This is a genomic window from Microbacterium altimontanum, assembly GCF_058349865.2.
Genome location: NZ_JBYRJB020000006.1, coordinates 186,042 through 199,074 on the forward strand (window position 1 = coordinate 186,042; position 13,033 = coordinate 199,074).

12 protein-coding genes and 2 tRNA genes are annotated in these 13,033 nt (G+C 70.0%); 5 read left to right on the plus strand and 9 right to left on the minus strand.

All coding sequences use genetic code 11. The features are described from left to right. Window positions 1-203: 203 nt before the first annotated feature. Both AC3RX1_RS12420 and AC3RX1_RS12425 read left to right on the plus strand, forming a co-directional pair. The gene (locus AC3RX1_RS12420; RefSeq protein ID WP_491501554.1) at window positions 204-593 is read left to right on the plus strand and encodes a hypothetical protein; all 390 of its coding nucleotides are present in this window, start codon (window positions 204-206) and stop codon (window positions 591-593) included. Window positions 594-638: 45 nt separating this feature from the next. Next, the gene (locus AC3RX1_RS12425; RefSeq protein WP_491501555.1) at window positions 639-1,634 is read left to right on the plus strand and encodes a tyrosine-type recombinase/integrase; all 996 of its coding nucleotides are present in this window, start codon (window positions 639-641) and stop codon (window positions 1,632-1,634) included. Here the strand turns inward: AC3RX1_RS12425 and AC3RX1_RS12430 are convergent. From AC3RX1_RS12430 to AC3RX1_RS12460, 7 genes are all read right to left on the minus strand, one after another. Further along, window positions 1,632-1,705: transfer RNA gene (locus AC3RX1_RS12430), tRNA-Met, on the minus strand. The two genes, AC3RX1_RS12425 and AC3RX1_RS12430, sit on opposite strands and share 3 nt — an antisense overlap. A gap of 31 nt (window positions 1,706-1,736) precedes the next feature. Continuing rightward, a tRNA-Thr gene (locus AC3RX1_RS12435) sits at window positions 1,737-1,808 on the minus strand. 88 nt (window positions 1,809-1,896) lie between these two features. Next, on the minus strand, window positions 1,897-3,312 hold the full coding sequence (locus AC3RX1_RS12440; protein ID WP_491501556.1) for a M23 family metallopeptidase: 1,416 nt from the start codon (window positions 3,310-3,312) through the stop codon (window positions 1,897-1,899). Window positions 3,313-3,555: 243 nt separating this feature from the next. Continuing rightward, window positions 3,556-4,365, minus strand: a complete 810-nt coding sequence (locus tag AC3RX1_RS12445; protein WP_491501557.1) for an inositol monophosphatase family protein — start codon at window positions 4,363-4,365, stop codon at window positions 3,556-3,558. A 67-nt stretch (window positions 4,366-4,432) separates the two neighbouring features. After that, a complete protein-coding gene (locus AC3RX1_RS12450; protein ID WP_491501558.1) occupies window positions 4,433-5,608 on the minus strand; it encodes an energy-coupling factor transporter transmembrane component T family protein in 1,176 nt (391 codons plus the stop codon). Window positions 5,609-5,687: 79 nt separating this feature from the next. Further along, window positions 5,688-7,394 carry a LamG-like jellyroll fold domain-containing protein gene (locus AC3RX1_RS12455; protein ID WP_491501559.1) on the minus strand — a complete coding sequence of 569 codons (1,707 nt, stop codon included), beginning with the start codon at window positions 7,392-7,394 and terminating at the stop codon, window positions 5,688-5,690. Window positions 7,395-7,401: 7 nt separating this feature from the next. Then, a complete protein-coding gene (locus tag AC3RX1_RS12460) occupies window positions 7,402-8,067 on the minus strand; it encodes a hypothetical protein (protein ID WP_491501560.1) in 666 nt (221 codons plus the stop codon). 425 nt (window positions 8,068-8,492) lie between these two features. On the opposite strand from AC3RX1_RS12460, the gene AC3RX1_RS12465 reads away from it, so the two are divergent. The 3 genes from AC3RX1_RS12465 to AC3RX1_RS12475 are packed head-to-tail and all read left to right on the plus strand — an operon-like array spanning window position 8,493 to window position 11,299. After that, window positions 8,493-9,902, plus strand: coding sequence for a ferredoxin reductase family protein (locus tag AC3RX1_RS12465; RefSeq protein ID WP_491501561.1), 1,410 nt, complete (start codon window positions 8,493-8,495; stop codon window positions 9,900-9,902). A gap of 12 nt (window positions 9,903-9,914) precedes the next feature. Then, window positions 9,915-10,511 (plus strand): FMN-binding protein, encoded by a 597-nt coding sequence (locus AC3RX1_RS12470; protein ID WP_491501562.1) that lies wholly within the window; start codon window positions 9,915-9,917, stop codon window positions 10,509-10,511. Continuing rightward, complete coding sequence (locus AC3RX1_RS12475) at window positions 10,508-11,299, plus strand: FAD:protein FMN transferase (protein WP_491501563.1); 792 nt, start codon at window positions 10,508-10,510, stop codon at window positions 11,297-11,299. Before AC3RX1_RS12470 ends, AC3RX1_RS12475 begins: the two co-directional genes overlap by 4 nt. Before the next feature lie 26 nt (window positions 11,300-11,325). Here the strand turns inward: AC3RX1_RS12475 and AC3RX1_RS12480 are convergent, their stop codons facing one another. Together AC3RX1_RS12480 and AC3RX1_RS12485 are read right to left on the minus strand one after the other, a co-directional pair. Then, entirely contained in the window at window positions 11,326-12,297 is a 972-nt protein-coding gene (locus tag AC3RX1_RS12480) for a sensor histidine kinase (RefSeq protein ID WP_491501564.1), read from the minus strand. After that, window positions 12,294-12,974: a response regulator transcription factor gene (locus AC3RX1_RS12485; RefSeq protein ID WP_491501565.1), complete on the minus strand. Its 681-nt coding sequence runs from the start codon at window positions 12,972-12,974 to the stop codon at window positions 12,294-12,296. Before AC3RX1_RS12485 ends, AC3RX1_RS12480 begins: the two co-directional genes overlap by 4 nt. Window positions 12,975-13,033 lie beyond the last annotated feature (59 nt).

Below are 13,033 nucleotides of genomic sequence, written 5' to 3' on the forward strand. Positions count from 1 at the left end.
GGCATCTGGGACATGCCGCGAGGGCAACCGGAGCGTCAGCGGAGGGCGGCAGAGCCCCGCGTCAGCGGGGCCCTTGATCTTGTATAGAAGATTTCGGGAGAGCGTCACTCGGTGGTGAATGTCGAACGTTGGCCTTACGCTGGTAGTCGCATTGCTGAGACTATGGACGCGGGGACACTGTGGCGGATTTCCGATCTGAGCGGATGCCGTCGCCCGAGGGCGAGGGTAGGGCGAAAGAGGCTCTTGAGGACGCATGGGACGCCTACCGCTCGGCGAACAAGGCCGTCAACAAGTCGCTGTTCGCGGTGTTCCCGTGGCTTCGCCAGGCGCTGCGGGGGCAGTCCGCGTCGATGGCATCCGACCTCTTCGGGTTCTGGCTCGCGTGGCGGCTCTTCGGCGGGTTCGAGGGCTTGCAGACGCTCGGCATGAGTCGCACGACGCTCTACCGGCGCATCTCACTCTTCCGCTCGGCCTTCGGCGTTCACCCGGATGTGTTCGAGATGCCGGGTGTGACTCTCGATGTCGAGGCATTCATCGCTGGCTTCAACGAAGCCTTCGGCGGGGGCGCGGCGAAGCAGGACGACGCGGACTAGTCTCATAGTTGACACTAGGCGCTCCCCGCGCCTATAGTCCCATATGTGGGACTCCCTGACGACGCTACGACACTTGCCGCCTTCTACGGCGAGTTCCGCGCGCTCGTGGAGGACGGTCTCACATCGAACGCTCGCGAGGCGTACGCCCGGGCCTGGCGTCTGCGCGTTGAGCCTGCGCTCGGGTCGCTGACACTTCTTGAGATTCGCCCCCTGACGATCGCGAAGGCGCGGGCGCAGTGGTCAGGGAAGGACTCGACGAAGAGCGACGCGATGGCGCTTCTGTCGCGGCTCCTCGGGCTCGCGGTGATGGATGGGCGCCTGCCGTCGAACCCGTGCCGCTCGCTGCTGCGGCCTCGCGGAAAGGCACACGAGGACGACCCGGTGTCGCGCGCACTGGACGATCTGCAAGTGCGCCGCATGCTTGCGTTGACCGCTCCACATCCGTTCGGGCAACGCTCGCTTGCTGGCCTCGTCTTCACAGGGCTTCGGCTTGGTGAGTTGGTGGGCCTCCGCTGGGAGGACGTAGACGTAGCACGCGGGCTGCTCGTTGTTCGCCGCACATTCTCGCCGGATGGGCACGGGCGACTGGTCGAGCGGGCCACGAAGAGCGGGCGCATTCGTCGCGTGCCGATCCTGGATGAACTTGTGCCGTGGCTCGACGCCGCGCGCGAGGTCGGCCACGATCACGTGTTCACGGGCGAGCGGGGCGGGGCCTTCGATAGCGGCAACCTCTCACGGCATGTCGAGTGGCCGAAGATCCGCGACAAGATCGCGACGTTCTCGGACGGCGTCCCGCTGCGGTTCCACGACCTACGCCACACATTCGTGTCTCGACTCGCTCGCCTCGGCATCGCTCCCGCCAATATCCAGAAGGTCGCGGGGCACGCGTCGATCACCACGACCGAGCGCTACACGCACACGTCATCGACGGATGCCGCCCTAGCAGTGGGGGCCGCTGTCAACGGTGCGATTCGTGAGGTCCCGAATCGAGGGGGTGAATCGGCGCAAAATCCGGCTGCGATCAGGCCTTCTATGTTGTAGCAGGAGCGGGGCTTGAACCCGCGACCTCACGATTATGAGTCGTGCGCTCTCACCAACTGAGCTACCCTGCCGCGACGCATCCGGACTCGCCGAGTGCTTGCGAGCCCCGAGTCAGGATTGAACTGACGACCCCTTCCTTACCATGGAAGTGCTCTGCCACTGAGCTATCGGGGCGCTCCCGGACGCATCCGGGCAACCAGAAAAGAATATCAGAGGGCGAGCCGAATGCCGAACCGGGCAGACCGCTCAGACACCGGCCTCGTCAGCACTTGTTGTGCGCGCGCAGCCACGGCATCGGGTCGATCGTGGTGCTGCCGTTCTGCAGCACCTCGACGTGCGTGTGCGCACCGAACGAGAAGCCGGTGTTGCCCGTACGACCGAGGTACTGACCGACCTTGACCTTCTCGCCGGCGTGCACCTGCAGCGATCCGTACTGCATGTGACCGTACAGCGTCGCCCAGTGCTGACCGTCGATGACGTGGTCGATGATGACCGCGACGCCGTAGCCCTGGTAGCCCTCCTGTGCGACGCGAACGGTGCCATCCGCGATCGCCTGCACGTGCGCGCCGTTGCCCGGAGTGAAGTCGACGCCGGTGTGGAACTCGCCCGGACGCGGACCGTACCCGAAGCTGATCGGCACGCCCACGGCGAACGGCCACTGCACATCGCACTGCGGGTTGTTCGTGAAGTACCGGTTCGACACGTTCGAGATGCCGGTCGTCCCGGCCATCTCCACCAGCGTCGCCGTCGTGAAGTTCGCGGAGCGGTCGAGATCCGTCGCCGGGGCCGCTGCGTCGACCGGTGCGACGTACGCCTGGATCTCGTCGCTGTCCGCCGTGCCCACGACGTCACCCGCCTGCTGCGGCGTCGTCGCGCCGTACAGCGTGCTGGCGGGAGCCGCGACGGCCTCCGCCGGCATCGTCGCACCGACGGTGAGGAGGCCGACGGCAACGATGGCGCCGAAGGATGCGGATGCCGCCGCCATGCGCTTCAGCGACGCTCCCGACGACTTCCGCCGCGGGGCCTTGTGCTTCTTCGACGTGCTGGGCTGCGCCGGCTGCGACGCATCCGTCGCCGGCGCGGTCTCTTCGGCGGGCTCGGTCTCGCCGGCCTCGGTCTCGACGGCCGGGTCCGACTGGATCGGGGTCTCGCCGGTGAACGAGAAGAGACGCGCGGCCACCTCGAACGCATCCGCGTGCGCGGCCTGCGCGGCGGTGGGGACGGCCGCCGTGATCACCGGGAGCGGCATGCTCATCGCGGCGGGCTCGGAAGTGGAGTGAGCGGGCTCGGACACCGAGAGCGTCGGCTCGGCGATCGTCGTCGGTGCGACGGTGGACGCGGGAAGCGAGTCCACGACCGCCGCGGACTGCGTCCGCTGGCGGTGACGGCGGCGGGTCATCGGCTGCTCAGCGGCGGTCGACGATGTATCGGTCTCCGGCGCGATCTGTGCGGCCGGCTGAGGTGCGATCTCGAGTGCGGCCGCGGCATCGGCGGTCGTCTCGACGACGTGCGCCGTCGCGTCGTCACCAGCCGTGGACTGGGCGGGCGCCGTCGCCGGAGCCGCCGGGGCGTCGACCGAGGTGGCCGACGCCGGCATCACCGAACGGTCCCAGACGACCGCCGGCTTCGCGGCTCCCTGCCCCGCGGCCCGTCTCCGCGCCTCCGCGCGCGAGGTCACCGCGTCATCCGCCGCCGAGACAGGCGTGGGTGCGGTGCGGGCAGAACGGCGCGTGCGCGCGGGCTCGGCCAACGGGGCGTCGAAAGGCAAGGGAAGGGCGAACTCTCGGGTCGTGTCGCTGGAGGGGGCAACGGTCGGACGGCGGGAATCTGATCACTTCGCCGTTCGGGCCGACGAAAGTAACGAACAGGTAAACACTACCTCCGGATCACTGAGAATGCCATGTGCGGCGCCGATATATCGTCAGCGCTCGTCGATGGCTGCCATCATCCGTTCGAAGAGCTGCCGACCGGCCGCGACCGTCAGGTCTCTGCCCGGCCTGCCGCCGGGGATCCCGCCCGTGAAACCCCCGGCTTCCTCGACCATGAGAGCCGCCGCGGCGTGGTCCCACGGGTTGAGCCCGCGCTCGAAGTACCCGTCCAGCCGGCCGGCGGCGACGTACACGAGATCGAGCGACGCCGCCCCGATACGGCGGATGTCGCGGGCCAGCGGCATCACACGCTCGAGGCGCGCGAGATCCCCCTGGCGCGTCGCAGGGTCGTATCCGAACCCGGTGGCGATCAGCGCCCCCGCCGCAGAATGCTCCTCGTTGACCGCGAGCGGCTGCCGTCCGTGTGCGCCGTGCACCCGGGCGCCGCCACCCCGGGTCGCGGTGAACAGCTCGTCGAGTGCCGGCGCGAACACGACGCCGGCAAGAGCCGTCCAGCGCGTGGGGTCGGGGTCTCCCTCGATCGCCGCGATGCTGACGGCGTATGCCGGGATGCCGTAGGCGTAGTTCACCGTGCCGTCGATCGGGTCGACGACCCACGTGATCCCCGACGCACCGCCCTCGGCACCGGATTCCTCCCCCAGGAACCCGTCGTCCGGACGCGCATCGGCGAGGCGGCGGCGGATGAGCGCCTCGACCTCGCGGTCGGCTGCGGTGACGATGTCGGCGAGCGACGTCTTGGTCGCCGCGATCTCGACCCCCTCGGCGCGGCGGCGCCGCGCCAGTGCTCCCGCCTCGCGCGCGATGTCGACGGCGAGCGGGAGGAGATCGTCTGCAGGGGTCATGCCTTCCACGCTAGCCCGACGACGATGGCCGCACCTCGGAAGGTGCGGCCATCGGCGGCGTGCGACGTCACCGCTGCGGGTGCGGCGGCACCGGCGGCGGGGGCGGGAAGCCCTCGTAACCCGTCGCGGCCGACGGCTGCGACGCGTCGGGCTCCGGCGCCGCCGGTGCGGACTGCGGCACGTCGGGCTCCGCCGCGGCCGACGGCTGCGGGGCCTCGGGAACCGGGTGCTGCGGTGCGGGTTCAGTCTGCGGAGCCGGCCAGGCCGCGGCATCCTGCCACTGCGCGGCCGTCTCGGGGTTGACGGCGGGCGCCTGTTCCGGAGCCGGCCAGCTCGGTGGGGCGTCGTACTGCGGCGCCGGCGCGTACTGCGGGGCCCCGTACTGCTGGGGGTCGTACTGCGGCGCCGGGAAATGCGAGGCGTCGTACTGGGGTGCGCCGTACGGCGCCGCCGGGAGGCCCGCCTGTGCGGGGTAGCCCGGCTGTCCCGCGTGAGTCGGCTGCCCGGTGTAATAGGCGTTCCAGTCGGGCTGCCCGTCGGCGAGCACCGGCAGCGGCGTGACGCCGTCCGCATACGTCGGCCAGGCGGCGCCGCGTCCGACGGCCCTGGGCGTGCGCGGGGCGAGGAGCGCGTTGACGAGCGGGACGAGTGCCGTGCCCACGGCGGCGAGGATCGCGACGGCCACGGTGAGTCGCCAATAGAGGTCGTGGAAGCGGATGAACCCTTCGAGCATGAGTGGGAAAACGAGCATGACGGCGAGCAACCCCACCAGTACGATCGTGATCCAGCCGACCACGGTGGTGAAGGTCGTCACGTGACGGTGCCAGGCCTTCACGAAGAGGCGCACGTGCAGCACGAAGAGCTGCAGGATCAGCACGATCAGCAGGAATCGCAGGAACCGGCCGGCGCCGCCGCCGGATTCGAAGCCGCGGAACGGCAGCCAGATCATCACGGCGCCGATCAGGAGCGTCACGACCCAGACGATCATGCTCGTCAGCGCGAACCAGACCGGCCTCCGGGGGGCGAGGTAGGTGTCCAGCAGCGCGACGCCGGCGAACGCGACCATCAGCAGGATCGTCAGGAACGCGCGCGGCACGATCCCGTTGGCGGTGCCGACGAGCACCATGACGACGCAGACGATGGCGGCGGCGATGAGGGCGCCGATCGCCACCCAGATGGCTGCTCGAAGGATCTTCGAATTCGTCGCGTCCTGTTGCGGAGGCGTGGCGCTGGGCACAGTCATGGGTGTCCTCTCATCGACGGGCGGCTGCCGCATCCCCATCCTGACACGCACTCCCGACGGACGGGAGGAGGACGTCGCCTCAGCGCCCCGCGAGGTAGTGCGCCCGGACCTCGTCGGCGCGCAGCGCGGTCTTGTAGATCGCGGCGTACTGCAGCTGACCGGTGAAGTAGGACGGCCCGTCGTATGCCTTGCTGCCGCTCGTGGTGCCGTCGGCCCAGTCGAGGAGCTTGCCGCAGCCGATCTTCCAGTAGCCCGAGAAGTTCTGCGCGACCTTGACACCCGGCTTTGTCGCGGCGAGCTCGCCGTCGACGTAGAGCGCCATGCCCGCCGAGGAGAGGGTGGCCACGACGTGGTGCCACTGGTTGTCGGCGAAGCTCTTGCTCGTGGAGATCGTCTCGGTGCGGTCGGGATAGACCCCGAAGACGACGCGGCCCGCCGTGTCGAGGTAGATCAGCCGGTCGTACGAGCCGTCGTTCGCCGACTGGGAGGCACTGCCGAACCCCATGATGCGTCCGCTCGACTTCACCGTCGTGCGGAACCACGCCTCTTCGCTGAACGTGTTGGGGTTCGTGACCTGTCCCGGCACGGAGAGGCACTGGGTGGCGCCGTCGAAGGTGACGGATGCCTTCGGCGTGTCGCGGACGCATCCGTAGGAGCTCGAGACCGTCGTCTTGACGGCCCAGATGCCGTTGGGCGACCCGGCCACGAGGTTCCGTTCGTTCCCGCCCTCGAAGAGCGCCTGCCCCATGGCGAACGCCCCGTACATCGACTGGTTGTCGGATACGCTCATCGCCTGCCGGCAGGTGAACGCTGAGTTGGTGGCGGCGGTGCCCGTGCCGCCGATCTGGGCGGCGAAGGCGGCGCCCGTGGCGCCGACGCTCAGCACGGTGACGAGCACGATGGGAACCACGACGCAGACGGCGATGAGACCGCGGCGGGCGGCGCGCACCACGATGCGGGGCGAGGAATCGGCCACGGCGATGTTGGGGCGCGCGTCCCGGCGCAGCAGCGCGAGCACGAGCGGGAGGAGGCAGACCGCCGCGATGATGAACTGCCCGAGAACGCCCACGTCGGGCACGGGTGTGATCGAGTAGGCGCCCGACCCCACGCGTTCCGTCGCGCGGACCACGACATCCTGACCCGCGGAGAAGGTGGTCTCGGCTGCGCGCACCGGGAAGACGCCGGTGTTCACGAGGTGCATCAGCACCCCGGGGCCCGAGTCAGCCGGCCGGAAGCTGAGCATCTGCACCCCGACCCAGGGACGGAGCCACAGCGAGACCGCCGCAACCGACAGGGACCAGCCCAGGACGCGTGCGCTCCACCGCCACTGCGAGCGGAATCCGATCAGACGGATGAGGACCTCGGTCAGGGAGGCGCCGACGACCAGCCACGGCCCACCGCGGAGGACCCAGCCGGCACCCGGAAGGATCACCGCGGCTTCGCCGATGATGTCGGACTTCTTCAGCGACCAGGCGTCGGGCGAGCCGTTGAGGTCGCCCTTGGTGGTGAACACGCCGCCGTCCTCCGCGTGGATGCGGTGCGTGACGACGCGGCCGTCGACGGTGAACGTGATCACGTCACCGACGTGATATTCGGACTGCGGTGCTGCCAGCACGAGGGAGCCGACCGGCGCAGCGCTGGCCATGCTGGGAGTGGCGACCACGAACAGTCGCCATCCCGAGAGCAGGAACACCGCGGCGACGAGCGCGACCACGGCCCCCGCTGTCACCAGTGCGGTGAGGGCGGCGGTCAGGGCGCGCCGCGTCGCCACGGTGTTCTGCGTCATCGGCGGATCAGGAGTTGAACGTCCAGGTCAGCGCCTGTGAGGCCTTCAGGCCGGCGTAGGAGTTGTCGGCGCTCTGGTCGAGGGTGACCGAGATGTTCAGCGGGATCGACGTGTTCGGCGCGACCGTGGTCTTGCCGAGGACGTTCAGGATGCTGAGGCCCGTCGTCTTCGTCGAGGTGGCGAGCTGAGCGGCCGAACCCTGGTAGACGACGGTGGAGCCGGACTTGATCGTGACGTTGAGCTTGCTGCACAGGTCGGTGGCGTTGCCGTGGAAGCCGGGCGTGGCGGGCTTCGTCTGCGTGCAGTCCCCCACCTGGAGGGTGAACTTCGTCGCCGCGACCGTGCCGGCGTTCTTGAACTGGAGGTCGACGCCCACCGGCTGACCCGGAACGAGCGTGGAGTTGCCGCCCCATTCGTCGAGCGTCGAGCAGGTCGCCTTGTTCGTGCTGACGCCCTCGCCGTCGGTGCTGCTGCAGATGACGTTGCCGCTGGCATCCGTCTCCTGCATCACGAGCGCGCCGGTGCCGACCGAGGCGGAGTTGGTGATCGAGGCGCTGAAGGCCGCCACGGTGGGCGACATGCTCAGCGCGAGGATGAGGGACGCGGCCCCGCCGGCGATGAGGGCGGGAAGGGCGATGCGCCGCTTCGGGCGCGCGGAAGTGGATTTCGACATAGCAGTTTCCTTGAAGGATGCGGTCGCGGTGCGACCGGATGAGCGGGATTGGCGCGCGTGCGGGGAGCATCCGTGCGGGCACGCGTGCGGCACTGCTGAAGGACCCGCCGGCGCATCCCCAAATGCGCCGGCCCTCGGTCCCCCTGCGCTCTGCCGTCCCCAAACGACTGAGCATGTGCGAACGTCTTCGCAGCTGTCCCCCATGTGGGGGACATGAGAAGACTCTAACGGGTGGCTGTCCCCCATGTGGGGGACAAGAGCATTTCTTGAGGAAACCTAAGGGTTCCGTGTCGCCCACGGCGACTCGCCGCAACGATCTCGACCAACCCGGTGGTCCTTCCCCGCTTCTGATGAGCTCGCTATGGAACGGGCCAGGACGCCGGAATCTTGGCCTGATCTCAGAATCTGCGCTCGAGCATGTGAGCATGACGTCCCTCGCCCGCTCTGCTGCCGACCGCGCCGCCCCCGCGGCCGCGCCGCCTTCCTCGCGCTCGTCGATCTGGCGCGCAGCCGCGATCGCGGTGATCTGGCTCACGAGCCTGTTCGTCGTCGCCCTCTGGGTCTCGGGCTCGGGCGTTCAATCGCTGTTCGCAGCGGATGCGGAGACGCTCAACTCGATCGGCCGGATCACCGGGCTCGCCTCGGCGAACCTCCTGCTGTACCAGGTGCTGCTGATGGCGCGCGTGCCGCTGTTCGAGCGCGGTTTCGGGCGCGACGGGATGCTTCGGCTCCACAGAGTGGTCGGCTTCTGGTCGTTCTGGCTGCTGGTGGTGCACATCGTCTTCATCGTCGCCGGATACGCCGCTCAGGCCGGGATGAATCCGCTGGCGCAGCTGTGGCAGTTCGTCTGGGCCTACCCGGGGATGCTGCTCGCGACAGCCGGCACCGTCCTGCTGATCATGGTCGTGGTGACGTCGATCCGCCGCACGCGGCGCCGCCTCCGCTACGAGTCGTGGCACCTCCTCCACGTGTACGGCTACCTCGGCGTCGGCCTCGCGATTCCGCACATGCTGTGGACCGGCACCGACTTCACGGCGAATCCCGCGGCGACGGTCTACTGGTGGACGCTGTGGGCGCTGGCAGCCGCGTCCGTCCTCGTGTTCCGCCTGGCTGTGCCCCTGTCGCGCTCAGCCCGTCACGGGATCCGCGTCACGGAGGTGCGCCCGGATGGCCGTCGCGGGGTCGTCGTGCGGATGCGCGGACGCGGCCTGAGCCGGTTCGGCGCCCAAGCTGGCCAGTACTTCATCTGGCGCTTCCTCGACGGACCGGGATGGACGGCCGGTCACCCGTTCTCGCTCGCGGCGGCGCCGACCCGGGACGAACTCGTGATCGCGGCCCGGCTCGTCGGCGACGGTTCGCGGCGGCTGACGCGGATGCGCCCGGGAACGCGCGTGCTCGTCGAGGGCCCGTACGGGCATCTGACCGGGCAGTGGCGCACCCGCCGCAAGCTCCTCATGCTCGCTGCAGGAGCGGGGGTCGCGCCGCTCGTCGCGCTCCTCGAATCCGAGCAGTACGGCATCGGCGACGCGGTGCTCGTGACGCGCGACCACGACGGGCTCGACCGCATGCGCATGTCGGAGATCGAGCGCCTGGCGGCCACCCGGGGGGTGCGGCATCTGACTCTCGACGGAGCGCGTGGCCAGGGCGCGACGTGGTTCCCGGCCACGCACGCCGCGTGGGACGGCGCCGACCTCATCCGGCACTTCGCGCCTGACCTCGATGAATACGACGTCTACGTGTGCGGGCCTGCGGAATGGATGTCGGCGGTGCGCGCCGACCTCGCCCGGGCAGGCGCGCCGGGCGACCGCATCCACAGCGAATCCTTCTCGGCGTAAGGAGACGAGGGCATGAAGAAGATCATCTACGGGGCACTCGCTACCGTCAGCGGGCTCGTGCTGCTGTTCAGTTATCGCACGTCGCTCGGCGCCGACCTCGTGCCGGCGCCCGTCGCTCGCGCGACCTCCGGGACGACGAGCGGATCCTCCGGCGGCGGCACGACGTCTGACACGTCGGACGGAGCCGACGACGCGGGGAGCGGCACGGCCGGTGACGGCGGCGACGCGTCGACGGGCGCCGGGGCAACCGACGGGAGCGCATCGAGCGGAAGCACAACGAGCGGGGGCACGTCGAGCGGAAGCACATCGGGGACGTCTTCCTCGACCCTCAAGGACGGCAGCTACACCGGAGACGCGGCGCAGACCCGGTACGGCCCGGTGCAGGTGCGGATCACCGTGTCAGGCGGAAAGATCACCACCGTCGACGTGCCCGAGTACCCCACCGAGAGTCCTCGCGATGAGCAGATCAACCGGTTCGCGGTCCCCCAGCTCGTGTCCGAGACCATCTCCGCGCAGAACGCTCAGATCGACATGGTCTCGGGCGCGACGTTCACGACCGACGGCTACCTGCAGTCGCTGCAGTCGGCGCTCGACCAGGCAGCGCGATGAGATCCGCCGGCGTGGGTCGCGCCTGGGTCGAAGAGCTCATGGGCACGACCGTCAGCGTCCACGTCATCGGGAACGGCGGCGGCGGCGCGGCAGCCGCCGTGAGCGGGTGCCTCGCGGAGCTGCGTGACATCGAGCGGGTGTTCTCGCCCTTTCGTGACGAGTCGGATATCACACGCATCCGCCGCGGCGAGCTGTCGATCGACGGCGCCGACCCGCGCGTGGCAGTCGTGGAGGGATGCTGCGCGGCGGCCGCCGTGCAGACCGGTGGCCTCTTCGACGCCTGGTGGAAGGGCTGGTTCGACCCGACCGGGTACGTGAAGGGGTGGGCCGTGGACGGCGCTGCCGACCGGTACCTGCGACCGCTGGTCGAGCGACCCGACATCGTCGCGGTGGGCATCGGTGCGGGCGGCGACCTGCGGCTGTTCACGGCGCCGCACGTGGATTGGACGTGGCACGTCGGCATCGCCGACCCCGAGCGGCCGGGCTCCGTCCTCGCGACGGTGGACGTTCGCGACGGAGCCGTCGCGACATCGGGAACGGCCGAGCGCGGTGCGCACATCGTCGATCCGCGAACGGGGTGCTCCGCGACGGCAGTCCGGAGCGCGACCGTGGTGGCCGACGATCTCGTGACGGCGGATGTCTGGGCCACGACCGCCGTCGTCGCGGGCGATCTCTCCTGGGTCATCCGCGCGCCGTCGACGACCGGGCTGCTCATGACTGCGGACGGCACGACGCGGCGCTGGATCCGCGGCACCGAGATCGAGGTCGTCGCGGCCGCGGCATCCTGAGCCCGGCCTCGGCGACGCGCGCCGGCTCACCCCGCGGGAAGCGCGAGCAGGAAGACTGTGCCCGCGGATGACGTCGACTCGATGCGGATGCTGCCGCCGTACCGGCTCGCGGCCTCGCGCACGAGGGCGAGGCCGAGACCGAAGCCGCGACGGCGTCCCGATTCGGCCGCGCGAGCGAAGCGCTCGAAGATGCGGGTGGCGTCGTCGGGCGGGATGCCGGGGCCGGCATCCGCCACCCGGATCTCCACCATGGTGGCTGCGCGGGTCGCCCGCATCACGACCTCGGAGCCCGTCGGCGCGTGACCGATCGCGTTGTCGACGAGCGCGACGCACAGGCGCGTGAGCGTGACCGTGGGCATGCAGACCCCGAGATCGGCCCCGGCTTCCATGCGGAGCGACACGCCGTTCTCCTCGGCCAGAGGCGCCATCGTCTCCTGCACCGCACGCAGGCTGGCCGCCACATCCGCTCGCCCGTCTTCGGCTGTGCCGCCCTCCGCCGACAGGAGCATGTCGGTGAGCACATCGTCGAGCATGGTCGCGTCGCGCCGCAGCTCGGCGGTGGTGGCGTCGACCGGTTCGCCACGCGCGAGGCGGCGCTGGACGATCTGGATGCGGCTGGTCAGTGCCGTCAGCGGCGTGCGCAGCTCGTGGCTGGCGTCGGAGACGAAGCTGCGCTGTGTGCGCAGCGCCTCGGACAGCGGAGCGACCGCCCAGCGGGCTGCCAGCCAGGCGACGACGCCGAGCACGAGGACGCCGAGCACGCCGAGCACGATGACCCAGGGCAGCACGCGGTCGACATCCACGACGATGTGATCGCCGTCGGGCGCACCGGGCCCGGATCCGGGTCCGCGACGATGCTCGGGGCGGGCGGTTGTGAGGATGACAAGCACGAGGATGCCGACGCCGACCGCGATCGCGACGGCGGAGGCGGCCCCGACGAGCATCCCGACGCGCAGGGCGGAACGCTGCACGCGCGTGCGGTCGGCGTCGGCGCTCATGCCGGCGACCCAGCGCGGTAGCCGCGTCCGCGTACGGTCTCGATCACTTCCGGAGCGGTCTTGCGGCGGATGTAGTGGACGTACGTGTCGACGGAGCTCAGAGCGTCATCCGATGCGAACACGGCGCGCATGAGCTCGTCGCGCGAGAAGACATGGTCGGCGCTCTCGGTGAGGACCGTGAGCATACGGGTCTCGGTCGCCGTGAGACCGACGCGTTCGCCGGACGGGCCGTAGACGAGGGCGGATTCGGGGATGAAGGTCCACTCGCCGATGTCGCGTCGGCGGCCCTCGGCGCGATGGCCGCGGATGAGCGCGCGCAGCCGTGCGAGGAGCTCGTCGAAGTCGAACGGCTTCACGAGGTAGTCGTTGGCGCCCGCGTCGAGTCCCTCCACGCGGTCGGCAACGGCACCGAGGGCGGTGAGCAGGAGCACCGGTGTCGTGATCTTGGCGGTGCGGATGGCGTCGATGAGCTCGGTGCCACTCAGACCGGGCAGTCGACGGTCGATCACGAACACGTCGAAGCGGTCGCCGAGCGCGCGGCGCAGGGCGACGTCTCCGTCGGAGACGTGCTCGACGTCGTATACCTCGGAGAGGACCGAGACCGTCATCTCCGCGATCGTCCGGTCGTCCTCGACGTAGAGCAGTCGTGGCCGCGCCGGCCGCCGTTCCCCCGGCATCGCATCCCTCCCTCGTCGACTCGATCAGCCTGTTCGGTCGACTCGCGGCTTGCTCGGTC